Below are 24,280 nucleotides of genomic sequence, written 5' to 3'. Positions count from 1 at the left end.
ATAATTTCGCCTTTCTTGATCACTCTTAGATTTTTACGTATCGCGTCCCCCTCCCTTGTCCGACCCGTTCAAGGAGCTTCAATTTCACCAAGCGGGACAATGCCTGCTTGATAGTTTCTCTTTCAATTCTGCCGTTAAGAAGCCTGACCATTTCAGCTACCCCTATTTCCTTGCCCTTTTCTGTATCTTCGGTGAATAGTTGATAGACCTCTTTTTGTTTTTCAGAGAGAAGTTTTTCTGGCTGATCATCGCTCACGATCTTGCGAGCTCGCTCGGTCTGTTCGGTGAGAGCGGTGAGGAAATAGTCGACCCACGGCGCAACATCTTCACGGTCAGTTCCATGGTTCTTTTGTGTTGCGCGTAACGCGAGATAATAATCAACCTTAGTCTGCTCGATGATCTCGTCGAGCGATACATACGGCACATAACTGTATCCCGCCTGAAGGAGCAGAAGATTGGTGAGAGCGCGGCTGACTCGCCCGTTACCATCCGAGAATGGGTGAATAGCCAAAAATTCAAAGATGAAATTTGCGATCACTAAGATTGGGTGGATTTGGCGACTTTGAAGTTGCCCATTTGCCCACTCGGTTGCCGCGAGCATTTCTGCTTTTACGAGATACGAATGAGTAGGATTAAATAGCACAACATTTTCCTTTTTGTCGTTCTCCATTACGACTGTATTGTCGCCATCTTTGTATTTGCCCTTATGCATTTTGTCTTTCTCTGAGAACTGGAGAAGGATGGTGTGGAATTGCTGTATCCAACCCTCAGTGAGCTTGATGGTTTTCCAATTATCAAAAACACGAGCGATGAGATCGGCATAACCGGCCACTTCTTCCTGATCGCGACCTTTTGGAGGTTGATTTTTAAGACCGCGCAAAAAGCGAGCGATTTCTTCGTCCGTCATTTTAGCTCCCTCGATACGAGTCGAGGCACCTGTTGAGGTGATAATCACGAACGCCTTAAGACGCCCGAGGATCTGCGGGCTAAGACGAAGACTGCCCTGCCAAAGACCCTGGAATTGGTCTATTTTAGAAATTCTAGCCAGGATGTCTTGCGACAGTGGTATTCTTTTGTTGAGGCGATTTTCTTCCATACGTGATTGGTTATATACCAACTATACCCAATAATACACGAATATACCCAGTATAGCAAGCCAGCTGTGTATAACCATATTTAGAGCCCTATTTTAGCCCTATAACTTGAACTCGCCTTCACTTTCGAGCGCGGCTTTTTCTGCCGCAGTAGCAAACGCCTTTTCTTCAGCACGCAAAATCGCCACGAGCTTGTCGGCAAACGTCTTCACCGAAGCATCATCGGCAATGGTCACTGTGAGCACATCCTTCTTGAGCTTTTTCATCTTTTTCACCGCAGCGTCCACCTGCTCAGGAGTGAGCACGTCGGTCTTGGTCAAAATAATAATTTCTTTTTTCTCAGCCAACTCAGGACTGTATGCCTCGAGCTCGCCGCGAATGGTTTTGTACGCCTTCATAATATCTTCATTCTCAAGTGAGATGCAATGGAACACGAGCTTGGTGCGGGCGATGTGTCGCAAAAATTTGTGTCCGAGACCCTTGCCTTCAGAGGCACCCTCGATGAGTCCTGGAATGTCCGCCAAAATAAAGCCGTAGAAATCGCCGAGGTTTGGTTCTAGTGTGGTGAACTGATAGCTCGCCACTTTCGCGCGAGCATTCGTGAGCGCGTTCAACAGGCTGGATTTGCCGGCATTCGGAAACCCGGCAAATCCAGCGTCCACAATGAGCTGCAATTCGATATGAAAATCCGCCTCCTGCCCCTTTTTGCCGTCGGTCTGCTGGAGCGGCGTGACGTTGGTCGATGATTTGAAATATTCGTTGCCCAAGCCGCCGCGGCCACCATCGAGTACACAGATCTCCTCGCCATCTTTCAGAAATTGATACACGTCGCCGGTCGTCATATTGGTGACAATCGAACCGAGAGGAATATCAAGGTGGAGGTCCTTGCCACCACGACCATCCATACTCTTTTTCATGCCAGAAAGGCCGTTTTCAGCAGAAAATTTCTTCTCGGTGGCATAGCGAACCAGCACGCCGATATCGCGAATCGCATGCAAAAACACCGAGCCGCCATGACCACCGTTGCCGCCTGCCGCACCGGCCTTTGGCTTACCCTTTTCCGCACGCCAACGCACTACGCCGTGACCGCCGTCGCCGGCCTTCAAATGGATGACAATATCGTCTATAAAGGCCATAGTTTCAACACTATACGTCAAAAACGCTTAAATGGCCAGTTTTGCCAGCTTTTTGGCCCCTTCCAGCGACCCCGCCACTGCCAAGAAGAGATTTTTGTGGCAAAAGAGCGCGTCGGCGACGCCGGTCAACTGAGCGAATTCGGCATCACGCTTCCCTGCCCATGTCGTCGGGAGATCCCGGCGATTTTTGAACGAATTCGGATCATTTCGAACGGCTTTCACATGCCATTTGTCGGCGCCTTGCGGATAGATCACGTAGAGCGGTTCTGGATACACTCGAAGCACGTCGCCCCATACATATGATTGATCAAGTACGACGACGCGCTTGTCTTCGGCATCACGATACGCTTTTTCAACATTCGCACGACCTTCTTCGGCATCTTTCGCACGTGCAATCTCACGCGTCAGCACTGCCTCGGCAAACACGAGCGCCTTAGCAAAAGCCGTGTCGGCGGTCACCTTCGTATCCGCGAGCTCTTTCCAGCTCGGCAAAAAAGATGAAAGTGCGTGACCGAAGGTGTATGGGTGCACGTCGCCAATGACCGAAGAGCAAATCTCCACACCATTGTCGATCGCATCCACCACCTGCACCAATTCACCGTCAATGACTGCGGCAACTTTTTCCGAACCGCACAGCTCAACACCAAAAGCTTTCCACACCAAACCAAAAGAAGCGTACGGAATACCGTTTGCACGAGCACCAGCACCGGCCGCCTGATGGTGATCGAAACGATTGTGCGACGGATCATATTCCCCACCAACATCCACGACAAAATCCGCCTTCGCAATTTCCGATTGTTCGCGGGTACGTACCAATTTCACACGGCTCACGCCACGCTTTTTCAGCACAGCACGAAGTGTAGCGACCGCCAATAAATCGTCGGGATGAAAGCTGCCACTATGTGTGACAATGCGAGTTGTTTGAAACCATTTCATCTACTCAATATAACACACTGAGCATGGGGTCCGTCCAGCTAGCTTTCCTTTGGCGACACCACGTCCGAATAAATCTCCATGAGTACGAAAAGCAAGCTGAGAATGATCGGACCAACAAGGAAGCCGATCGCCCCGAAAAGACCGAGACCGCCAAACACCGAGAGCAAGATGAGAAACGGATGGATCGGAATACCGCGCTCGATAATGAGCGGTCGGAGGAAATTGTCCATCGTACCGACAATGAGCACCCCCCAGGCCAAAAGGCCGGCTGCGGGCAGCATCCCTTCGGATAGCGCAATGAACAAGGCAGCGGGAATAATAGTGATCGCCGTACCAACGCCCGGGACCAAAGAAACGAGTACGGTCACCATACCCCACAGCACCGGCGATGGCACGCCAAACATCCAGAAACCGAGGCTGGTGAGCAGGCCCTGCAGCACCGCTACTAGGAGTGACCCCTTCACCACCGAGTTGACCGAAACCGCCATTTTTTTCAAAATCGTCTCATCGTGCTTGTCGTTGAGCGGCGACAAACGGAGGATCATCTTTCTGAATTTATCGCCATCGCGGAAGAAGAAATACAGAGCGAGAATAAAGACAAAGAGGTTGCCGGCGACACTCACGGCGTTGTTGAAAATCGTCTGAAAATGAGCTCCGACCCATTGATAGAAATTGTTGAGGTAATTTTCCAAGTCGCCGATAGTAGTCTCTGGCACCAAATTGTCCGGCAAAATATTCCCGAGAAACATTTGTCCGCGACCAAGATAGTCTGCCCACACCACACTGCCACCACCGTCGGTGAAGTATCCGTAGACGGCCTTCACTTCTTGAAAAAGGAAATACACCAAGAAGCCGAGCGGTACCAAGATGAGCACCGACACGATGAGTACCGTGATAAATGAGGCCAGGCTATTTGTCTTGAAGGTGTACTTGTGAATTCGCTGATAGAGCGGGTTAAAGATGACCGACAGCACAAGTGCCAAGAAAAGCGCGCTCACGTACGGCAAGAAAATCAACACACACGTAACCGAAATGACAAAGAGAAAAACGTAAAAGAAATTAAGCTGCAGACGATTCGGCACTTGTATCGACATGTACAGATTATAACAGACTTTTTCCTGTCATGGTCGCAGGCTGTGGAAGATGTAGCAACGCGAGGATGGTCGGAGCAATATCGGAGAGGCCACCGTTGTGGATTTGTGGCAAAGTTGCGGCGACGCTCTGAGCCGCCCCGTCCTCCTTTGCCACGCTGCCCGACAAAATCGCCGGCACCGGGCTGAGCGTGTGCGAAGTGTGTTTGGTGCCGGTGATCGGGTCGATATTCACCTCCGCATTGCCGTGATCGGCGGTGATGAACGCAAGATTCGTAGTGCCCGCCTTGGCAGCACGAACGACGATCGCATCCATCACCCGACCAAGCTGCGTGTCGGTCTCTTCTATTGCCTCAATGATCGCGGGGACATTGGCTGTATGCCCCACCATGTCGGGATTGGCGAAGTTTATGAAAATAAAATCAGTACCTGCTGCGATTTCTTCGATCGCTTTGTCGGCGATCGCCTCCGCGCGCATCTTTGGTGCGAGGTCGTGTGTCGGCACATCCTTGCGGCTCGCGAGCATGATATGTCGCTCGCCAGCATACGGCTCCTCGCGGCCGCCATTCAAAAAGTAGGTGGCGTGTGGGAATTTTTCTGTTTCCGCAATGTGCGCCTGGGTCAGACCGGCCTTAGAGATCTCGCCGGCGAGCGTCGTCTCGATGGTCGCCGGCGGAAACGCCACGAGACACTTGAATTCAGTCGAATACTCGGTGAACGTCGCAAAGCACACATTATTCTTCGCCTGCTTCTCGAGCATTTTCTGCGACAGCATGCGGGCGCGGTCGGCGCGGAAGTTGAAGAAAAGCACGGCGTCGTTGTCCTGGATGGCACAGCCATTCGTGCCAGGTCCTGCAACCTCGGCCCCGTCGACACCAAGACCAATACACACAATCGGCTCTAGATGCTCGTCAAGCTTGCCCTGCTTGTACAGCGCCTCCACGTGTGCCGATACGGTTTTGTCGCTGCTCACCGTGCAGACATTGCCCTTGCATTCAAACATCGCCTGCTCGGCTTTGGCGAGACGGTCCCAATTGTTGTCGCGGTCCATCGCATAGAAGCGGCCAGAAACAGTGGCGATAAAGCCGACACCGACCTCGGCGAGGACTTTTTCAAGATCTTTCAAATATTTCGCCGCGCTCTGCGGCGCCGTATCGCGACCGTCAGTGAAGGCGTGAATAGCAATACGTGTGACGCCGTGTTTTTTTGCGGCTTTCAGAAAAGCGTAGAGGTGCTCCTGGTGGCTGTGTACGCCGCCGTCCGAAAGCAAGCCCTGCACATGGAGCGTCGAACGATGTTTTTTGACATGATCAAACAATGCGAGGAAGGCCGGATTGTTGTCGAATTCACCTGTGCGGATCGCCTTGCCGATGCGCACAAGCTCAGTGTCGATCACCTTGCCGGCGCCAATGGTGGTGTGGCCGATCTCGCTATTTCCCATCTGGCCATCCGGCAAGCCAACATGTGCGCCGCTCGCCTGAAGCAGTGCGTGCGGCGAGTTTTTCCAAAGACGCGTAAAATTCGGCGTCTTCGCGGCGGCAATTGCATTGTGCTCTGCATCCTCTCGATGACCCCAGCCGTCGAGGATGATGAGGGTGATCTGCGACCTCAAAGCAGTGTTCGATTTTTTGGCCATAGAGCGCTATTGTACCCTGTATTTGCAACATCTTTCTAGTATTGACAGCTTGTAGAAAATGTGTAGTATGTTGAGCGGACAATACAACGTTGCTCCCTGCCAATTCAGGCAGTGAACGCAGTGCACATCGACACATCTATGACGACAACACCCACCCGTCCGATGACCAAGGGAGCCTTAATGGGCCTCCTAGCAAATGTAGCCGCCCTCGACAGCAACGCACAGCTCCCCTTCCCCGCAAAAATCCCGAAGTTTGGTGATGACTGGATTCCGAGGGGGCAGATCAAGCTGCCATTCAGCCAGGGCCTGCTGACACTTAGCTTCAGCCTGAAGGAGATGCTCGCCGAGCTGGAGGCTCAACATGCAGCCATTCATGGCAAGGCTACCCACACCACAGTTGATTGCCAAAAGTTCCAACGCTCTTTCGATCACTGGGCCAATCAAGCCAACGTGCTTTATCAGCTCTTCTTTGAAATGGCGCGGTGGGAAGTGCCTGGATTGACGACATGCAAGAGCCTCGGCATGGACGAGTCCTGGCAGATCCTGTCACCAGCTGCTGCAGCAGAAGCCGACCCGTTCGTGACGAAACCTGAGCATCAGGTCCGGATGACCATGTTCGAACTCATCCAATTCATGCGGTCTGGTGCGGATGACAGTTCAGGTCCGGATGACGACAACCTCGGCTGCGAGGTGGAATCTGGGGACGACAAGATCGCCGTCATCACCGATGGCCGCATCAAAGGGCTCTGGCGGTTGGCCGACAAACTCAAGTGCCAATCGTTCCGCTGCCAAGCCGCAGCCCTCCGAGCCTTCGCTGAAGTGCTCGAAAATCTGGCCGATAACCCCACACAAGGCAAGGCCCTTTTGCGGGAGCTCGAAAGGGCGAAAAACGGCATGCAGGGCGAGAACAAAATTCTCGAACGCCAAGAGCGGATCGTCCGCAACTTGGCCTGGGCCATGATGCGCGACGCTCACATGGATCCGCTCGATGAGCGCAGTGACTCGATTGCCCTCCGAGACGGTTGGCACTTGGTGGCCTGCAGCAAGGATGATGAGTCTGGATCTGAAAACGTCCTTGTGCTTGAAGGTGTCTTGTCCGGTCCAGAAGGAGGGGATCTTGCGGGATTGCTCAAACGCTACCCTGGCCTCCGCGAGAAGTTGCGCCGCGCGACGGACAAAGACGAGAAGGAGAGTTGACGCCAGGAGCGACACATCATCGATCGTCACTCGACAACCAACGCAGACGCGCGGAGCCCCCAAGCTCCGCGCGTTTTTCTTTATTCGTATTTTTCTTTCACTTTCTTCTTTCGCTACATCTTCTCCCACAACATCTCAAATGCCGCCAGGCGGGTCTGCGCAAAGGCTTCGTTTTCCACGACAAAAAGCGTGTTGTCCCAGCGCGGCGAAATGAAAGCGACGAATTCTTTGGTGATCACCTCAGTAAATGGCAGTTGATACTTGGCCGGCAGGATCTTTGAGCGGCGATTTTCCTGCGGATCCTTTTCCACAATCTCGCGGGCGTATTCGGAATCGACGATAAGCTGCTTGCTCGAGATGCCAAGCTTCTTTTTGTTCTTGATGATCTCGTCGAGGATATAGCGCTCCTTCACGAAATCGAGAAAATTCACACCTTCGGTGAGGATGCGATATTCTTTTTGTTTCGATTGAAAGATCATGTCCCAGACATGCTTGAAACCGCTCGGGCCATAGAGAAAATACAGGCGTGGCTTGCGGAAGATGGCGTGCTTCTTTTCTTCGAGTACATGGATGGAACGCTCGACATCCCACACGCGCTCGCGCACATGCTTCAGCAGATTCGCCGGCTCTTCGGGAAGAAAATAGATCTTTTTATTGCGCTTGGTCTGGAAAATTGCGCCAATATCTTTGAGCTCTTCGAGGGTGTAGTAGATAGTGGTGCGCTTGAGTTTTGCTCGGCGGGCGAGGTCTTGGACCGTTGCCTCGCCGAGCTCAAGGCATGCCAGGTACACTTTTGCTGCCTTGTCCGAAAGGCCGAGGTTTTTGATGAGTTGCAATGGTTCTGTTGCCATAAGGCTATTCTAGCACCATCACAATTTTCTGTCGAATTATTCGACAAAATGTATTGTGCCACTTGCCCTTCGGCGATACGATGACCCCAGAACAACGGCGCGAGTTTCAGCAAATACATACTACCTAATAACCCTCGCGCCGTTGCTCATTGAAAGGAAACCATATGAACACCAATGCCTCAGTAAACAGTCTCGCCCCCACCGTCAGCGTATCGGCCCCGCCCTTCCCGGCGCTCACGCAATCGGAAACCGCGTTCTTCTTCATCGGCGGCTGCGGCGGCACTAGCCCTGCACCGGCTGTGAAAATCAATGGCGGCCCGATAGGCCCAATGAGCTCCGGCCCGATCGCGGACGAAGCTCCGGTCGGACCGCACTCGTTTCGGACCGAATTCGGCACCAACACGACGGCCCTCGGGATCGTCCTGCCAGGTGGCATGGGGATCTTCATCGATAACGGCACCGGCGTCCCCCGCGTCGCGGAGTTCTTCCGCGAGCGCCAGGTCACCGGCGTGAACGGTCTCCAGACACACTTCCACATGGATCATCGTGCGGGAGTCCAGAGCAACACCATGCTGTTCAAGAACGGCTACGTGCGCTCGATCCACACGCCGATCCTGCCAGGCCGCTCCTTCCGTGAAGTGCTTGCTGGCGACTTCTCGCCCGACACCTGGCCCGTCTCGCCCGCGACCTTCGGCATCACGCACTCGATCCAGGAATTCGCCCTTGGCAGCTCGCTGCAGGTCGGCGATGTCTCGGTGAAGACCTTGCCGCTGAATCATCCCGGCCAAGCCGCCGGCTTCCGCATCGCTCTCCCTCACGGAGACGTGGTCGTCACCACCGACGAGGAGTTGTCCGACGAAACTCATCGTGCTGAATACGCGAAGTTTGTCTCCGGTGCTGCCATTCTCTATGTCGATGTGCAGTATCGCGACGAAGAGCATGCTGGCCAAGCAGGCATCGCCGGTGGACCGGCCATGAGCCGCAAAGGTTGGGGTCACTCGACACCAGGCATGCTCCGCGCCGCACTCAGCCAATGCGAAGTCGTGCCGGGCACGATCCTCGTCGGCCATCACGATCCGAGCCGGCCTGATGCGGACCTCCGCAAGTTCGAAGCCGAAATGCAGGCGGAGTTTGCCGAGGCTTTCCCCGGCACCAAGCTCTGCTTCGCCCGCGAGGCCGATACGTTTCGGGTGTGAATACGGCTTCTCAAAAGGTCGGAAACGGCCAAACATACGCAAAGCGCGCAACTCCGGTTGCGCGCTTTTTTCTTTCTCTTTGGCGCAAAATAACCTTCATCTGAGCCATTTCCCAGACCTTGACTTTTTGCCATATTGCGTGCTATAATACTACCAGCGTTAGGGTGTTGATGCAGAGTAATCCATCACCCCGACAAGGCGCATACCCTCAGTATGTATCGGTTCATTTGCACTCCACACATGAAGACTCTCGACAAAGAATTCCGCTCTGTCACCCGGTTCGGTTGCATTTTTATCGCCGCGGTGTTGACTCTCATTGCCTGGGCGCATTTCGCACCGGATGACAAATCCTCACAAGAGATCCGCCTCATCGCCAAGTCTGTTCCGATCTACGGGCCAAAGGTCCAGACCGGTACGGTGACCCGAGTCGTGGAATATCACGGACTGTATCAGGTCGAAGTCTGGACCGACGGCGACCCCACCTACCGCCCCCTCGCCTTCAGCGGCAAGCCGCTACAGGTTGGCGACAGGGTGACTGTCTGGCTCACCAGCTTCGGTCGGTCCAAGGACGGAACCTACTTCTGCTTCGATTCACCCATGTGTCTCCAGACCGCTGAATTGATCCCTGATGAAGACATGAAAAAGTAAAGCCTGACTGACACTCTCGAACCGCGTGACGCCCAGTGCGCCACGCGGTTTTTTCTTTGTCTGAAAATCCTGCACGACCCCGATCCATCCCTTCGGAAGCACAGGATCCAGGTAAATAAAAAACCGCTCCTGCCTGGGGCAAGGAGTGGTTCGACACAAACCCTTCAACTGATGCGGACTTTGAGTCTTCCCTCTTGGAAGTAAAAATTCAATTGTTGCTGTGATACAACACAGACTCCGCAGAGACAAAATGTTCTTGCCTCTCTGTCCGCAATCGCTGGCTCGGCTTCCCGTAATGGAACCAGGTTCGCAAGGAGTAGTAATTGAGGGCACGCACTTTTTGGGTGAAAATTGACCGTGTCAGTCAGGGGAAATGTCAGCATTTCGTCAACCTGAACTCTCCGGACTCCGCCATCGTCCTCCACCAGAAACCTACTGCCCAGAAACAGATGGAGTAGACCAGATGTCGCGAGGATCTCTGCTGTTGTTGGGGCACTTTCGCCTATTGGGTTACCGTTGGCATCTAAAGGAATGGTGGTCGATAGTGAGTATAGTGTCGGCATAATTCAAGCTTTCTGGACCCACCGTAACATGGTTTTTAATGTATGTAAAGTATTTGACTTTATTTTACACCCGTGCTATTATACTCTCATGCATTACCCATGCGAACATATGAATATCGGACCAAACGCCACCCTCTATGGCGTCTTCGTCGCGTCCCGAAAGGACACCGACAGCCCGTTTTATTCAGTCGCAATGTGTGTAAATCCCTATTGTAATCAGTAATCGCTGACTCCAATACTATTTAGACAAATCCCGACTGAACGAAAGTCGGGATTTTCTGTTCCGCGTTCAGTACGGTTCGAAAAGCAAGAGCGATCTTGCGGCCGTGTAGTTCATTGCAAAAAACACATCCCATGAAAACACTCGTATTCCGTGCTGGACGAAAAGTTAATCTGCGTCCCCCGCTCAAAAAAGACCTCCCTCTTCTTTTGCGCTGGATCAACGACCCCGAAGTAAATCACTACCTTGCGGTCAATTTCCCGATGTTGGAAAAGGACGAAGAGAAATGGCTTGAGCGCGTATCCGAACAAAAGCAAACCGATGTCGTCTTCATCCTTACCACCAAAAACGGCAAGGCGATCGGCGTGATGGCAATCCATCAGATCAATTGGATCAACGGAACCGCGACCACTGGCGCGATGATCGGAGAAAAGGAGTACTTGGGCAAGGGTTACGGCAGCGAAGCGAAGATGCTGATGCTCGACTACGCCTTCAATCGCCTTGGACTCCGCAAGATCAGCTCAAACGTGCTCGCCTTCAACGGGCGGAGCAAGCGTTACAGCGAAAAGTGCGGATATCGGGAAGAAGCTCGTCGCAAGGCGCAGTTCTTCCGGGATGGCGTTTTCTACGACGAGATCTGGCTCGCGGTGTTTCGCGAAAGCTGGCTGCCGCTGTGGAAGAAGTATCAGAAGACCGGCGTCATTTGAGGCGAACCCGACGACAAGTATTTGTCGTCGGGTTTTATTTTTTCTTTATCAGAAATTAGGGATTTCTTGAACCTTTCTTGGCAGTTTCTCTATCGGTGTTTTGCTAAGCTGAATAGATGGACGACCTAGGATACAAAAAAGATTTCGACAGGTGGAATACGATAAAGAAAACGTTGGACGCAACTGAAATTTTTACACCGTTCAAGGAGGGCGAGGTGTGGTGGGCTAGTCTAGGGGTGAATATCGGGAGAGAAGAAGATGGAAAACATGAAAAATTTGAAAGACCGGTAATTGTGTTGAAGAAGTACAATAGAGACAAGCTCCTTATCGCTCCGACAACAAGCAAGGAGAGAGATGGGCAGTACATATATGGACACACCCATGACGGAATTTACTACGGCATTATTTTTTCTCAACTGAGAACGATAAGTGCTCGAAGACTTTCGAGAATAATGTGGAGAATGGAACCGGCCCCTTTTCAACAACTCTTAGAGAAAGTGCGTAGAAGCCTATAAAAGCGAAACCTCCCATCGCTGGGAGGAATCTCGGGAGCCGGATTTACGGCTAGAGTTACGTTGTCGCAAGATGCCTGAAGTAAAAGGTGAAGGCCTTGTTGCGAAACGCTTGGCGAAACATCCCATCGCTGGGAGGAATCTCGGGAGCCGGATTTACGGCTAGAGTGGACTAATTATAGGACAGCCAAAAATAAATGCAAGCGCCTAAAAAGCCCCTTCTAGTTTAAGCCTTAAACGCCGCCTTCCCCGGATAGCTCGCCTTCTTTCCGAGAGTCTCCTCGATTCGCAAAAGCTGATTATACTTCGCCACGCGGTCACTGCGAGAGAGCGAGCCGGTCTTGATCTGACCCGCGCCGGTACCCACCACGAAGTCGGCAATGGTCGAATCCTCAGTCTCACCAGAGCGATGAGAGATGATCGAAGTGTAGCCGGCCTTCTTGGCCATGTTGATTGCATCAATAGTCTCAGACACGGTGCCAATCTGATTGAGCTTGATCAAGATAGAATTACCCACCTTCTTCTCGATACCCATTTTGAGGCGTGCGATATTGGTGACAAAAAGGTCATCACCGACAATCTGCACTTTCTTGCCGAGCTTCTTAGTGAGGAGTTCGTAGCCGGCCCAGTCGTCTTCCGCCAAACCATCCTCGATCGACACGATCGGATACTTCGCACACCATGAAGCGTACATGTCGACAAGCTGCGCGCTCGTGAGTGTCTTGTTTTCGCTCGCGAGGAGATAAGTGCCTTCTTTGCCGTTTTCGCCGGCCTTGTAGAGCTCGGTCGCAGCACAATCAAGTGCAATCGCGATCTCACTGCCCGCCTTGTACCCTGCCTTGGCAATGGCCTCCATGATCACAGTCAAAGCGGCTTCGTTGGTACCAAGCGACGGCGCAAAGCCCCCCTCATCACCGACGGTAGTTGCGAGATTTCGAGAATGAAGAATCTTTTTCAAAGTGTGGAAGATTTCTGCACCAGCTCGGAGTGCTTCGCTAAAAGACTTCATCCCAACTGGCATAATCATGAACTCTTGAAAGTCGGTGGACTTCTCCGCGTGCTTGCCGCCGTTCAAAACGTTCATCATCGGCACTGGCAAACGCATCTGGTTGCCGGTCTTGGAAATCATCGCAAAATATCGGAAGAGTGCCTTGCCCTCTGCTTCAGCCGCCGCGCGAGCAAAAGCCATCGAGATACCGAGGATGGCATTGGCGCCGAGCTTGCCCTTGTTTGGCGTGCCATCGAGAGCAATCATGGCTGCGTCGAGCGAACGCTGTTCCCAACCATCCTTTTTCGGACCCTTGCCTTTTCCGCAGAGCGCCTTGGCCAGAGGACCGTTCACATTTGCCACCGCCTTCAGCACGCCTTTGCCAAGATATCGCTTCGCGTCGCCGTCGCGAAGCTCGACTGCTTCATGAGAGCCAGTCGAGGCACCCGAAGGGACAGCTGCGCGACCCAGGGTTCCGTCTTTCAAAACGACATCCACCTCGACAGTCGGGTTGCCACGTGAATCGAGGATCTCTCGGCCAATAATCTTGGAAATGATGTGCTTCATTGCAGGGGAAATATCGTTATTAAAAATAGTAAGACACGTATCATAGCAAAGTTTTCGTCAGTGAGCAAAAAAGTTTTGACGAGTAGGCCGTGAGTATCAAAATGGGACTGGGCGGCGAGGCGTTTTTGCGTAGGTGCGGATTTTTCATACGAAAGTATGAGAAAAGTATGAAAAATCCGCGGGTACTCTTTTTCACTGCGCCGCCCCCCTGTTCAGGTCAGTTTCCCCTTGGCGGGAAGCTAAAAAAACCGACCGAACGGCAAACAGATGCCTTCGAGGACTTTCAGAATACCTGGACGGTTCCTCCACTCTTCAGCTTTCACCTCTTTTGCGCCGGCGATATCGCCCAAAAATTGGTTACGGAGCTCTTCGACAAATCGCCGGTCGGTCGAGGTGAGATTTAGTTCATAATTGGAAAAAGAACTGAGGTTATCGAGGTTTGCACTGCCAACCGAACACCATTCGTCGTCCACCACCATCGTCTTGGCATGGATCATCACCTTCGGATACCGATAGATGCGCACGCCGGATTTCAAGGCTTTTCGGAAGTGGGCATTCGAAGCGAGATCGACATACGGATGATCGGATTTCTCCGGTACCAACAGGCGCACATCGGTGCCACGGCGAGCCGCGAGGCGCAACACGCGGAAGAATTTTCGATCGGGCACGAAATACGGCGTGGTGAGGTAGAGGGAACGTTTCGCATTGCGCATCACGTCGACAAAGGTGGAGTTGATAAAACGCTGGCGCGCATGGGGCGCATTGGTGAGCAAGCGGAAACCATCTTCGGTCGTGCGATGCTCCGGAAAACGAAAGACTTTTTCTGAATCCTTCTTCCCTGTCCACCACATATGATCAAAAGCTTCTTGTAGATGCACCACGATATTCCCCTCGATCCGTACCTGGGTATCGCGCCAATGTGCAAAAGCATCGCCAATACAGACGCCGCCGACAAAACCGACATGACGATCCACCACCATGAGCTTGCGATGGTCGCGCAGCAGCCAGACTTTGAATCGGAGAAATTTCCAAGGGCGGACGGGGCTGAAAAAGACCACCTCGACACCTGCGTCGCGCATTTGATTCACGATCGGCGCGCCGAGCAGAAAAATGCTGCCCACCATATCGAGAAGCAGGCGAACACGCACTCCTTCGCGCGCTTTGCGGGAAAGCACGTCCGCAAAGCGCGCACCGATCGCATCATTTTCAAAAATAAACTCCTCAAAATCGATCGCGGTCTTTGCCGCCTCACAAGCCGCGAGCATCCCCTCCCACGCCTCCGCGGAGGTGAGATAGAATTTCCAGTCGTGAGTTTGTTCAGACATTACTTTTTATAGCTATTCGCCACCCCGCACCACGGACAGTACCATTGTACGCGCTTTATCGGTGCGTCGCCAATACTCCACCACTTCTTGCACGCCGCACACCAAAAATGCGACAAGTGCTCGAGCGAGCGGCCGCCGGGCAGGAGTGTTGGCTTACCATTTATGACTCTCTTACGCACCATGACACTTCTTGTACTTCTTCCCTGAACCGCAAGGACAATCGTCGTTTCGGCCGACCTTAGCGAAGGTGCCGTCGCCAATAGCGACCTTGCCAGAGTTTGCCGAGCCAGCAGCGTTGGCAGGTGCGGACTCGTCGCCGCTGATCAAGTGCATCTTCTTCTGCGTCTCGCGCATCGCTTTTTCGTCGGCAACAAAGGCACCGGCGCCAATGTTTGGGAGGAGTTTCAACACCTGCTCGCGAGCACTTTGCTCCATGCGCTTGAAAAGCAACAAACCTTCCTTCTTGTATTCCACGAGCGGATCACGCTGACCATACGCACGCAAACGTACGCTCGAGCGAATATAGTCCATCGCTTCAAGATGCTCCACCCAGAAAAGGTCGGTCGATTGTAAAAGCAGGCGGCGGATAGTGGCATAAAATTCTGCTTCGCCGAGCTTCTCGCGCTTCTCAGCGATCACTTTGCGGATTGCCTCAGCCAATTCGACGGATCCGGATTCAACCACATATTGGTCGAGGGCGGCATCAACATCGGCCTGCGTGCCAAGCAGCACCTTGCGGCGCTTTTCATAAATACTCAATCGCTGGAGATTCAACACATCGTCGTACTCGAGCACCTGCTTTCGCGCGTCAAAATGGAAACCTTCGATCTTGGTCTGCGCGCTTTCGAGCGATTTGGTGATAATGATATTTTCGATTGCCTGATCATCGGGAATGTTCAATCGGCCCATCATCTTTTTCACGGTATCCGAAGCAAAAATACGCATCAAATTGTCCTCGAGCGACACGAAAAATTGCGTGTCACCCGGGTCACCCTGTCGGCCAGCACGACCTCGAAGCTGATTGTCGATGCGTCGTGCCTCGTGGCGTTCGGTACCGAGCACAAACAACCCACCGAGCGCCTTCACCTCTTCGTATTCAGCTGGAGTGGCAGTCGCACCGCCCAATTTGATATCCACGCCTCGGCCGGCCATGTTGGTCGAGATGGTGACTGCACCGCGCTTGCCCGCCTGCGCCACGATCTCGCCCTCTCGCTCCGCGTATTCGGGCTTCGCATTCAGCAATTCATGCTTCACACCCTCCTGCTTCAAAAAAGCCGACAAGAGCTGGTTTTTCTCAATAGACACAGTACCGATGAGCACCGGCTGGCCCTTGGTATTGAGCTCCTTCACCTTGCGAGCGATGGCCTGAAATTTTCCCGCCTCGGTTTGGAAAATCTGGTCGTTGTGATCCTTTCGCGTGATCTCGCGGTGCGTCGGAATCGAAACCGTCTCAAGGCCGTACACTTTAAAAAATTCTTCTTTCGAGGTGAGCGCGGTGCCCGTCATACCAGAAAGCTTTGGGTACAATCGAAATAGGTTCTGATACGTGATCGACGCATACGTGCGCGATTCCTGCTGCACCTTCACACCTTCCTTCGCCTCAACAGCTTGATGCAACCCCTCCGACCAACGGCGGCCTGGCTGGAGACGACCGGTGAATTCGTCCACGATCATGACCTCGCCCTCCTTCACCACATACTCCTTCTCGCGATGATACAGCGCCTTCGCCCGCACCGCAGTCTCGAGATGGTGCACATACGCAATACCTTTTTCTGTATAGATATTGTCGACACCAATCGCCTTCTCGGCCTTGGTGATGCCTGCATCGGTGAGAGCGATGGAATGGAATTTTTCGTCGACAGTGTAGTCGGTCTCTTGCTCAAGCGTCGCAGCAATCTTCGCAAATTGCGCATACATTTCTCCGGAGTCGCGCGCTGGTGCAGAAATGATGAGTGGCGTGCGCGCTTCGTCGATCAAAATAGAGTCGATCTCGTCGACAATGGCGCAGGCCGGTGGGCGTTGACGAAGCATTTTTGACTCATACTCGATATTGTCGCGCAGATAGTCGAAGCCGAATTCGTGGTTGGTGCCGTAGGTGATGTCGGCAAGGTACGCATCGCGGCGACTGCATGGGCGCATGAATTCGTGCACCACCTTGAAAAATCCTTGCTCGGTTTCCTTTTTCTCGAACGCTTCTGCCTCAGTCTGTGTCGGTGCAACATGCGCTGGATCATACAAATACGACGCTTCATGATTGAGCACGCTCACCGACAAGCCGAGGAAGGAATAGATTTTACCCATCCATACCGCGTCGCGGCGCGAGAGGTAGTCGTTCACGGTCACCACGTGAACTCCTTTACCGGCGAGGGCATTAAGGTACGCAGGCAAGGTCGCCACCAAGGTCTTGCCCTCGCCGGTACGCATCTCGGCAATACCACCGCCATGGATGATCGCACCACCCACCAGCTGCACATCAAAATGTCGTTGGCCGAGGGTACGGCGCGACGCTTCGCGAACCACGGCAAAAGCTTCGGGCAAAAGTGCATCGAGTGTGGTGCCCGCGGCGATCCGTGCCTTAAATTCGGCAGTTTTCGCTTTCAGCTGCACATCGGTCAACTTCTGTATTTCCGGCTCCAAAGCGTTGATTTTGGGCAGCAAAGGACGCACCTTCTTCAAGGCCTTTTCGTTCTCGTCGCCAAATAGCTTGCCAAATCGCTCTAAGAAGCTCGGTTTCATTGGTCGGACAATAGTAGCATATTGAGGCCTTTTTCGGTAGGTTTTCCGTGAAAAAATGAAAGAAAACCGCCCCGCACAGCGTGAGCCGTACGGGGGGGTCCTGAGCGCGAGGCTCAGATGACTTCTGTGAACTTGTAAACCTAGACGACCACGGCGGCGGCAGTCGGGATCGCCAAGACGCGCGGATGTAGGTGCGCGACAGTGGCGTAGTAGGCGGTGCCGAAGCTGGAAATGACGACACCACCGGCAAGTTTCGGTCCGAAGACAACCACCTCCTTCTCAGTGAACGCGCTCGAGTCGGTCTTGGCGATGGTGCCAACGGCGTCGTTTTGGATGGCAACAGCGACGCGTGGCGGCGAGATGTCCTCGGCCAGGGTGTCGGACTGCGCGATGATTTCCGTTTGCGATGACTGACCGATGACAACTTGTGCCGGCGGATCAGACTTGCCTGCGATCGAGCAGAGCGTGGCGAAGGCGATGACGCCTGCAGCCGCGATGCCCAATGTCCACTGATTGACTTTCACTGGTGTGCCTTTCGTTGTTCATCACCTTCAGCCTCCTTCAAGCACTGCTTAATTCGCTCGAGGCGAACAGCGCCGGAAACCTTGGATGAAAAACCTACTTATCAGCGTACACCTAACATATAAAAAATCAATAGCAACTTGTTGATAGCACCTGACGACGAAGTACCGAAGACTACGCCCCAAGCTTTTGCACTTCCCACTCGATCTCGATACCGGTCTTCTCTTTCACGGCCAGGGCGACCATTTCGGCCGCGTCGGCCACTTCGGCAGCCGTCGCGCCGCCAAAATTCACCAGCGCGAGCGGCTGCTTTTCGTAGAGTCCGACGCGGCCATTCGCATTTTTCCATCCCTTCAGCCCACACACGTTGTCGAGCACCCACGCCAGCGGCACTTTCACTCGCCCATCACTCTCCACAAAGCCCGGCATGGCCGGATACTCCTCCTGCAGCTCCTTGTACAGCTCCGCGCGGATGATTGGATTTTTGAAAAACGAACCGGCCGTACCAAGCAGCGAAATATCCGGCAACTTTTGCTTGCGAATCTCCAAAACAGCATCGCGCACCTCCGCGAGCGACACTTGGCTCGAATATCGCTCAGTAAATCGCGTCTTCAGATCCTTGTAGCCAATATTGACGCGGCCTTTTTTGTCGAGCAAAAAACCTACCTTCGTGATCACCCACAAGCGGCCCTCAACACTCTTGAAAAAACTGTCCCGATACCCGAAACAGCACTCTTCGGGCGTAAACATCCGCGTCTCACCGGTCTCAAAGTGAAACGCTTCAACAAAAGAAATGCAATCCTTCACCTCCGCACCATACGCGCCGATATTTTGTACTGGCGCGGCACCGACCGTCCCAGGAATCCCCGACAAATTTTCCAAGCCATAATAGCCCTTGCCCACAGTGAGTCCAACAAGATCATCCCAGTGCTCCCCGCCGCCGGACACCACCTCCACCTTGTCGCACGCAGCAGCATCGACAATCTCTTTCCACTTCACGCCCTTGATCAGCACGCGGACCGCGAGACCAGCATAGCCACCGTCGAGTGCGAGCGTATTCGAACCTTCGCCGAGGATGAAAAAACTGCCATACGTTTGCCGGTTCTTCACAAACAGCGCCGATGCTTCCGCAAGCTCCACCGGCGTCCGCACTTCACAGAAATATGCAGCGTCACCGCCAACGCGAAACGTTGTCAGGCTGCTCAAAGGAACGTTTTTTTGGATCGCGATCATGTCAGAATAAAACGTGGGCGGTAGATACGTTGCGTCGAGTGATGGTGAGCGGAGTCGGCTCCAAATGTAATGTATTATGTGAGTGCAGCCGCTCACCATCGCCGGACACAACAGGCCGAGAAAGGCCCGCCCTCCTATCATACCGCGCCGGCCAAAAACGCGAAACCCCGCCAAGGCGGGGACTCACGTATACATTTTTTGGGTGTCCAACAGGTTGTCAGTCACTCACCTGTCTATTATACCACCGGCCTCGGCGGGTGCAACCACCTGTAGCGACCGCCTAATTCCCTTTGTAGTTCGCAATCTCCTTCAAATACGCCGGCACTTCCTGAGCAAATTCCGGATGCAGTTCGCCAGCCCTTTTCACCTGGACAATCGCTCCGGCCTTGTCGCCAGTCTGCAAATACAACGAAGCGAGCTTGAGCCGAAGTTGCAAATCATCTGGCACCGTAGCTGCAACCAACGCGCTGAGCGCACGAATCGCCTTTTGCGGCTGTTTTGTATTAACATATGCCTGCAAGAAACGTTGATCAGTCATGAGCGTTGTGCCGTATACCGGCTCGAGCAACTGTTTCTGCAACGCCTCGTCACCTGCATATACCGCTGCGACCGCATACGACAATCGTGCTTCTTCATATTTTGGAGCAAGGTCGAACGCCGTCTTGTATGCCGCCAAGGCTTCCTTTACCTGCCCGATATTGAGATAAATACCGCCGAGATTTATCAACAACATCTGTTTCTTTGGCGACAATTCCACCGCTTTTAGCGCGTGTGGCAAAGCCTCTGAATATCGCTGGTACGACGACAAGAAAGAAGACACGAAGTAGAGATAGCGCACATCATTTGGAGTCTCTTCGAGCTGCTTCTTGAGTTCAGCATATGCCAAATTGAATACTTCTGTCTTCTGCAGCTGATCGACATTTGCACGGCTCATCTGCACCGCTATTTCAGCAAGGCGTTCGCGAGATTCATACAACCCCATCGATCGACGGTCGAGAACATCCTTAAACATTTCGATATTTTTTGCCAACCCCTCTTTTTGTGGAGAGATGGCATCGATGAGACGAGTCGCCTGCGCGAAGCCGCTCCAATTCACCGCCCAGACGACCGCAACAAACAGTACGAGCACCACAGGCACGCCGGCATCTTCGAGCGTTTGGCGATGTGCCTTCCACCAGATCCCGACCTTCGTCTCGCCCTGCCCCTCGCGAGTGTGATGATACAGCGCGTGGATGTACGCGAGCACGAGGAAGAAGTAGAGGTAGCTCACGAGCTGATCAAACACGAAAATATTGTGGATAAAATATGCGACCACCAAAGCTATGAGTGTCAGCCGTTCCGGCAAGCTGAATGGCATGTGCTTTTTCCAGACCAGCGTAATGAGCGCAGCAAATATCGCGAGATATGATAGCAAGCCAAGAAAGCCGCCGGCCACCAGCCAATCGAGAAACACATTGTGCGCACGGTCGAACCATGGCTCTTGGTCATACATCTCCGGGGAGTAGTGTTTGTAGAAAAGGTAATTAAAACTCTCCTGTCCCCAACCAAGAATCGGACGCTCCTTCACGCCTTCCCAGGCCATATTCCAAATCTTGAATCGGGACTTCCCTTCGCCCTGCGCGATCGAGGAAACATCGAAGGTCGCCAAGCTGCTGAAACGCGAAAGTACTTCGCTCTTCTTCACGAAATCGCTATTTTTGCCAATGAAGAGGGCGCTGATACCCAACACAATCGCAATGAGCGCACCAATACCGATATTGCGGAGGACTTTCTGTTCCTTTTCAAAAGCCGCCAAGCCAACAGCGATCACTGTAAGTCCAAGAGCGGTACCGATGAGGGCGCCACGAGTAGCGGTGTGATATAGGACGGTGAGGTCGAGCAAGGCAGCTGCACCATAGAGCGAAGGCAACCAAGCCGACCACTGAGAAGTGCCGGCGTATTTTTTTACGTAGCGAAGCAAGAGGAAAAGCGCAATGAACACGTGGAAAATCATGTAGGCCGCGAGATAGGCGGAATTACCAAGTGACGCATCGAGGCGCGTACTGCCCTGATGAATCAACGCCCAACCCTCGAGCTGAAACAGGCCGTACGCCGCCATGAGCACGCTCGCCACGAGAGAGCTCTGCCAGAAACGGTTCCACAAAGCCTCGGTTTTGAGCAGCGAACCGGCCACAAGGAAAAGGGCGCCGAGGTGAATGAGCGTGACGAAGCCTTCCATGCGCTCGAAGTTGGACCAGAAACTTTTGAACGGATTTTCACTGCCGAGGTCGGCAATGAACATGACGAGGATGAAGACGCCGACAGCCCGCGCGATCCAGGACGAGCGCGGGCGATATTGTTCATCGACAAAGGCGAGGACGAGCCATGCCGCAAGAATCACTTCCACCAAAAAACGAAAAACGAAAGCTTTGCCGGTGATAAATGGAAAGAAGGAATTCGGGAAGAGCATGCCATCGGCCACGACGAAAGGTACGATCAGAAGCAGGAACATGCCTGCGCGAGCCACCCATTTTGCAATATATTCAGTATTCATGGGCATAACTATACCGCACTGAAGCCGAAGGTGCCACCCTTTTGGGAACCATCACGCACCGATAGGCGGCGCCGACCCCGCCGACGATTATCCACATGACACATTTTGACACCTTTTGACTTTTCTGCTACTATGTACTTCATGAATCGACTGACCCAAAACACCTCTGTCGCAAGCGGTATTACGGAAGTTGCGCCGCTCGGCATCTATACCACCAACGAAACGCAGGACATCCTGCGCATCAGCGAGAGCACGATCAAGCGCCTCCTAAAACGCGGCCTGTTGCGTGCCAACAAAGTGGGTGGCCAGTACCGTATTCTCGGCAAAGAAATCCTTCGCCTCGTCTCTCCAGAACTCGAGCGTGAAGCCGTCCGCACGTATTTGAGCGCGAAGAAGAAGGTCGTGAAGAAGATTAATAAGTGGTAATATTCTAGAATTCAGTCCCATCTCTTCACCATGCCCACCTCAACAGAGACCATCGAAAATATCATTCGGCCAAAAAAGACATTTAGCCTTTATGATTTTCGTGAGGTTTGGAATTATCGCGAGCTCCTTGCTTTCTTCACGTGGCGCGACCTGAAGGTGCGCTACAAGCAGACAGCAATCGGTGCACTCTGGGCGATCTTCCAGCCGTTCATTACGATGGTGGTGTTTAGCGTCTTCTTCGGCACACTGGCTCAAATCCCTTCTGACAACGTCCCTTACCCAATCTTCGTGTATGTTGGCCTACTCTTCTGGCAATTCTTCTCTGGCGCACTGAGCGACACAAGCAACGTACTCATTTCAAACCAGGCCATCATCACCAAAGTGTATTTTCCACGCTTGATTCTGCCGCTCTCTTCAGTGACCACCAAATTCGTCGACTTCGCCATTGCCGCTTTTATTCTCGCCGGCATGATGATCTACTACGGATACGTGCCGGAGCTTGCAAGTATTGCCGTGATTCCACTCTTACTCATCATCACCTTTATGGCCGCGGTCGGCGGCGGGCTCTTCCTCGCGGCGATCAACGTGAAGTATCGCGATGTGCGTTTCGTGTTGCCCTTTTTCATTCAAACCCTCCTCTTTGTGACACCGGTTATCTATCCAGCGAGTATTGCTGGAAAATACTCCTGGCTACTCGCACTCAACCCGATGATGGGTGTCATCCAAACAGCACGCGCAACTTTGTTGGGCACAGCGCCCATCAATTGGGAGTTGGTGTCAATCTCTTTCGCTGCCTGCCTCGTGCTCCTCGTGATCGGTACCGTATATTTCAAAAAGGTCGAGCGCTACTTTGCCGACGTGATCTAGTCGCCATCCAAAACACATGACCATGCAACCAATCATCGAAATCAAGGGAATCGGCAAGAAGTACACCATCAGCCACAGCGCGGGCGGTTACATTGCACTGCGCGACGTTCTGGCAAATATTTTTAAAAATCCTTTCCGCTTTGCCGCACACAAAGCAAAAACGGCAATGGGAATAGATACCAAGGAAGCCTTTTGGGCGCTCCGGGAGGTGGATTTATCAATCAACAAAGGTGAGATTATCGGTATCATCGGTTCGAACGGCGCCGGCAAATCCACTCTCTTGAAAATCCTCACCGGTATCACCCCGCCGACTGAAGGCGAGATCATCATGCGCGGACGAGTGGCTTCCCTCCTCGAAGTGGGCACAGGCTTTCACCCTGAACTCACCGGCCGAGAAAATATCTATCTAAACGGAGCGATCTTGGGCATGACTCGGAAAGAAATCTCGCAGAAGTTCGATGCCATCGTCGCCTTCTCCGGCGTAGAAAAATTCCTCGACACGCCAGTGCGATATTACTCGAGCGGCATGTACGTACGCCTGGCGTTCTCCGTCGCAGCACACATGGAGCCCGACATTCTGCTTGTGGATGAAGTGTTGGCTGTTGGTGATGCGGAATTCCAAAAGAAGTGTCTTGGCAAAATGGAAGAAGTGGTGAAGGAAACCGGCCGAACCATCCTCTTCGTGAGCCACAACATGGCGGCCGTCGAAAAGCTCTGTACCAAATGTGTGCTGATTGATGGCGGCCGAGTAAAGATGGTCGGCAACACAAAAGAGGTCATTGATTTCTACCTACACACTCGAAAAGAAATGAGCGACTCTGACCTCGGCGCACGCACAGATCGCAAGGGCAGCGGCTTTGTACGCTTCAACTCGTGCGAAGTCATCGAGATGGACCAAGAGAAGCATTTACTGCGACTCGCCATCGGCTATGTGAATAAAACGATTACGCCGTACGTGAATGCAAAAGTATCCATCGGCATCAAAAATGCGAAAGGCGAAGACCTGTCGAATATCACCAACTCTGTCCTCGATCAGAAGATCGAACTCAAACCCGGAAAAGGCATGATCGAAGTAGAGATCAAACATTTCAACTTGGAAACTGGTGAGTACCTACTTGACCTCTTCATGGCCACCGATAGCCTGAACTCCGAGATCCTCGATGTTGTTGTCGACGCTGCGGTCATCAACGTCGACAATGCCGGCTTCTATCGCACCAAGCGGCTGCCGCCAGTACCAAGCAAGGTGCTGTTCGACTTTAGATTCACCCAGCACCCGTAATTTTTTATTTAATCAAC

General features: G+C 52.9%; 20 protein-coding genes. 8 read left to right on the top strand and 12 right to left on the bottom strand.

Annotation, left to right across the window (positions count from 1 at the left end):
* Window positions 1–25 precede the first annotated feature (25 nt).
* From AAB391_04030 to gpmI, 5 genes are all read right to left on the bottom strand, one after another.
* The gene (locus AAB391_04030) at window positions 26–1,096 is read right to left on the bottom strand and encodes a Fic family protein (protein ID MEK7645453.1); all 1,071 of its coding nucleotides are present in this window, start codon (window positions 1,094–1,096) and stop codon (window positions 26–28) included.
* A gap of 99 nt (window positions 1,097–1,195) precedes the next feature.
* Complete coding sequence (gene cgtA, locus AAB391_04025) at window positions 1,196–2,230, bottom strand: Obg family GTPase CgtA (GenBank protein MEK7645452.1); 1,035 nt, start codon at window positions 2,228–2,230, stop codon at window positions 1,196–1,198.
* Between the two features lie 27 nt (window positions 2,231–2,257).
* Window positions 2,258–3,166, bottom strand: a complete 909-nt coding sequence (locus tag AAB391_04020) for an MYG1 family protein (GenBank protein ID MEK7645451.1) — start codon at window positions 3,164–3,166, stop codon at window positions 2,258–2,260.
* Between the two features lie 38 nt (window positions 3,167–3,204).
* Window positions 3,205–4,260, bottom strand: coding sequence for an AI-2E family transporter (locus AAB391_04015; GenBank protein ID MEK7645450.1), 1,056 nt, complete (start codon window positions 4,258–4,260; stop codon window positions 3,205–3,207).
* A gap of 7 nt (window positions 4,261–4,267) precedes the next feature.
* Entirely contained in the window at window positions 4,268–5,893 is a 1,626-nt protein-coding gene (gene gpmI / locus AAB391_04010) for a 2,3-bisphosphoglycerate-independent phosphoglycerate mutase (GenBank protein ID MEK7645449.1), read from the bottom strand.
* Between the two features lie 138 nt (window positions 5,894–6,031).
* On the opposite strand from gpmI, the gene AAB391_04005 reads away from it, so the two are divergent.
* A complete protein-coding gene (locus AAB391_04005; protein ID MEK7645448.1) occupies window positions 6,032–7,090 on the top strand; it encodes a hypothetical protein in 1,059 nt (352 codons plus the stop codon).
* A gap of 113 nt (window positions 7,091–7,203) precedes the next feature.
* Here AAB391_04005 and AAB391_04000 read toward each other — a convergent pair whose 3' ends face one another.
* The gene (locus AAB391_04000) at window positions 7,204–7,941 is read right to left on the bottom strand and encodes a helix-turn-helix domain-containing protein (GenBank protein MEK7645447.1); all 738 of its coding nucleotides are present in this window, start codon (window positions 7,939–7,941) and stop codon (window positions 7,204–7,206) included.
* 509 nt (window positions 7,942–8,450) lie between these two features.
* Between AAB391_04000 and AAB391_03995 the strand changes: the two genes are divergently transcribed.
* The 4 genes from AAB391_03995 (at window position 8,451) to AAB391_03980 (ending at window position 11,790) form a co-directional block, all read left to right on the top strand.
* Entirely contained in the window at window positions 8,451–9,137 is a 687-nt protein-coding gene (locus tag AAB391_03995) for an MBL fold metallo-hydrolase (GenBank protein MEK7645446.1), read from the top strand.
* Between the two features lie 240 nt (window positions 9,138–9,377).
* Complete coding sequence (locus AAB391_03990) at window positions 9,378–9,785, top strand: hypothetical protein (protein ID MEK7645445.1); 408 nt, start codon at window positions 9,378–9,380, stop codon at window positions 9,783–9,785.
* 917 nt (window positions 9,786–10,702) lie between these two features.
* Window positions 10,703–11,275 carry a GNAT family protein gene (locus AAB391_03985; GenBank protein ID MEK7645444.1) on the top strand — a complete coding sequence of 191 codons (573 nt, stop codon included), beginning with the start codon at window positions 10,703–10,705 and terminating at the stop codon, window positions 11,273–11,275.
* A gap of 116 nt (window positions 11,276–11,391) precedes the next feature.
* A complete protein-coding gene (locus AAB391_03980; GenBank protein ID MEK7645443.1) occupies window positions 11,392–11,790 on the top strand; it encodes a type II toxin-antitoxin system PemK/MazF family toxin in 399 nt (132 codons plus the stop codon).
* A 223-nt stretch (window positions 11,791–12,013) separates the two neighbouring features.
* Here AAB391_03980 and eno read toward each other — a convergent pair whose 3' ends face one another.
* From eno to AAB391_03950, 6 genes are all read right to left on the bottom strand, one after another.
* Window positions 12,014–13,342 carry a phosphopyruvate hydratase gene (gene eno, locus AAB391_03975; GenBank protein MEK7645442.1) on the bottom strand — a complete coding sequence of 443 codons (1,329 nt, stop codon included), beginning with the start codon at window positions 13,340–13,342 and terminating at the stop codon, window positions 12,014–12,016.
* A gap of 239 nt (window positions 13,343–13,581) precedes the next feature.
* Window positions 13,582–14,667 carry a phospholipase D-like domain-containing protein gene (locus AAB391_03970; protein MEK7645441.1) on the bottom strand — a complete coding sequence of 362 codons (1,086 nt, stop codon included), beginning with the start codon at window positions 14,665–14,667 and terminating at the stop codon, window positions 13,582–13,584.
* A 171-nt stretch (window positions 14,668–14,838) separates the two neighbouring features.
* A complete protein-coding gene (gene secA / locus AAB391_03965) occupies window positions 14,839–17,403 on the bottom strand; it encodes a preprotein translocase subunit SecA (GenBank protein MEK7645440.1) in 2,565 nt (854 codons plus the stop codon).
* Window positions 17,404–17,543: 140 nt separating this feature from the next.
* On the bottom strand, window positions 17,544–17,927 hold the full coding sequence (locus AAB391_03960) for a hypothetical protein (GenBank protein ID MEK7645439.1): 384 nt from the start codon (window positions 17,925–17,927) through the stop codon (window positions 17,544–17,546).
* 172 nt (window positions 17,928–18,099) lie between these two features.
* Window positions 18,100–19,158 carry a UDP-N-acetylmuramate dehydrogenase gene (gene murB / locus AAB391_03955; GenBank protein ID MEK7645438.1) on the bottom strand — a complete coding sequence of 353 codons (1,059 nt, stop codon included), beginning with the start codon at window positions 19,156–19,158 and terminating at the stop codon, window positions 18,100–18,102.
* 280 nt (window positions 19,159–19,438) lie between these two features.
* On the bottom strand, window positions 19,439–21,691 hold the full coding sequence (locus AAB391_03950; protein MEK7645437.1) for an O-antigen ligase family protein: 2,253 nt from the start codon (window positions 21,689–21,691) through the stop codon (window positions 19,439–19,441).
* A gap of 141 nt (window positions 21,692–21,832) precedes the next feature.
* Between AAB391_03950 and AAB391_03945 the strand changes: the two genes are divergently transcribed.
* The 3 genes from AAB391_03945 to AAB391_03935 are packed head-to-tail and all read left to right on the top strand — an operon-like array spanning window position 21,833 to window position 24,263.
* Window positions 21,833–22,117 (top strand): helix-turn-helix domain-containing protein, encoded by a 285-nt coding sequence (locus AAB391_03945; GenBank protein MEK7645436.1) that lies wholly within the window; start codon window positions 21,833–21,835, stop codon window positions 22,115–22,117.
* Window positions 22,118–22,147: 30 nt separating this feature from the next.
* Window positions 22,148–22,984, top strand: a complete 837-nt coding sequence (locus AAB391_03940) for an ABC transporter permease (protein ID MEK7645435.1) — start codon at window positions 22,148–22,150, stop codon at window positions 22,982–22,984.
* Between the two features lie 22 nt (window positions 22,985–23,006).
* Window positions 23,007–24,263, top strand: coding sequence for a polysaccharide ABC transporter ATP-binding protein (locus tag AAB391_03935; protein ID MEK7645434.1), 1,257 nt, complete (start codon window positions 23,007–23,009; stop codon window positions 24,261–24,263).
* Window positions 24,264–24,280: the final 17 nt, after the last annotated feature.

The organism is Patescibacteria group bacterium (assembly GCA_038065315.1).
In the GTDB taxonomy this organism is placed as follows: Bacteria; Patescibacteriota; Minisyncoccia; order Phycocordibacterales; family JBBTRF01; genus JBBTRF01.
Note: the sequence above shows the minus strand (reverse complement) of the source record. Positions and strands in the feature narration are given on the sequence as shown.

What these genes read in the sequence shown, in the direction of transcription:
- AAB391_03950 (MEK7645437.1), bottom strand. Translation starts at nt 21,691, where the DNA reads ATGAATACTGAATATATTGCAAAATGGGTGGCTCGCGCAGGCATGTTC.
- AAB391_03985 (MEK7645444.1), top strand. Translation starts at nt 10,703, where the DNA reads ATGAAAACACTCGTATTCCGTGCTGGACGAAAAGTTAATCTGCGTCCC.
- AAB391_03940 (MEK7645435.1), top strand. Translation starts at nt 22,148, where the DNA reads ATGCCCACCTCAACAGAGACCATCGAAAATATCATTCGGCCAAAAAAG.
- cgtA (MEK7645452.1), bottom strand. Translation starts at nt 2,230, where the DNA reads ATGGCCTTTATAGACGATATTGTCATCCATTTGAAGGCCGGCGACGGC.
- AAB391_04020 (MEK7645451.1), bottom strand. Translation starts at nt 3,166, where the DNA reads ATGAAATGGTTTCAAACAACTCGCATTGTCACACATAGTGGCAGCTTT.
- AAB391_04030 (MEK7645453.1), bottom strand. Translation starts at nt 1,096, where the DNA reads ATGGAAGAAAATCGCCTCAACAAAAGAATACCACTGTCGCAAGACATC.
- eno (MEK7645442.1), bottom strand. Translation starts at nt 13,342, where the DNA reads ATGAAGCACATCATTTCCAAGATTATTGGCCGAGAGATCCTCGATTCA.
- AAB391_04005 (MEK7645448.1), top strand. Translation starts at nt 6,032, where the DNA reads ATGACGACAACACCCACCCGTCCGATGACCAAGGGAGCCTTAATGGGC.
- secA (MEK7645440.1), bottom strand. Translation starts at nt 17,403, where the DNA reads ATGAAACCGAGCTTCTTAGAGCGATTTGGCAAGCTATTTGGCGACGAG.
- AAB391_03935 (MEK7645434.1), top strand. Translation starts at nt 23,007, where the DNA reads ATGCAACCAATCATCGAAATCAAGGGAATCGGCAAGAAGTACACCATC.
- gpmI (MEK7645449.1), bottom strand. Translation starts at nt 5,893, where the DNA reads ATGGCCAAAAAATCGAACACTGCTTTGAGGTCGCAGATCACCCTCATC.
- AAB391_03990 (MEK7645445.1), top strand. Translation starts at nt 9,378, where the DNA reads ATGAAGACTCTCGACAAAGAATTCCGCTCTGTCACCCGGTTCGGTTGC.
- AAB391_03980 (MEK7645443.1), top strand. Translation starts at nt 11,392, where the DNA reads ATGGACGACCTAGGATACAAAAAAGATTTCGACAGGTGGAATACGATA.
- murB (MEK7645438.1), bottom strand. Translation starts at nt 19,158, where the DNA reads ATGATCGCGATCCAAAAAAACGTTCCTTTGAGCAGCCTGACAACGTTT.
- AAB391_03970 (MEK7645441.1), bottom strand. Translation starts at nt 14,667, where the DNA reads ATGTCTGAACAAACTCACGACTGGAAATTCTATCTCACCTCCGCGGAG.
- AAB391_04000 (MEK7645447.1), bottom strand. Translation starts at nt 7,941, where the DNA reads ATGGCAACAGAACCATTGCAACTCATCAAAAACCTCGGCCTTTCGGAC.
- AAB391_03945 (MEK7645436.1), top strand. Translation starts at nt 21,833, where the DNA reads ATGAATCGACTGACCCAAAACACCTCTGTCGCAAGCGGTATTACGGAA.
- AAB391_04015 (MEK7645450.1), bottom strand. Translation starts at nt 4,260, where the DNA reads ATGTCGATACAAGTGCCGAATCGTCTGCAGCTTAATTTCTTTTACGTT.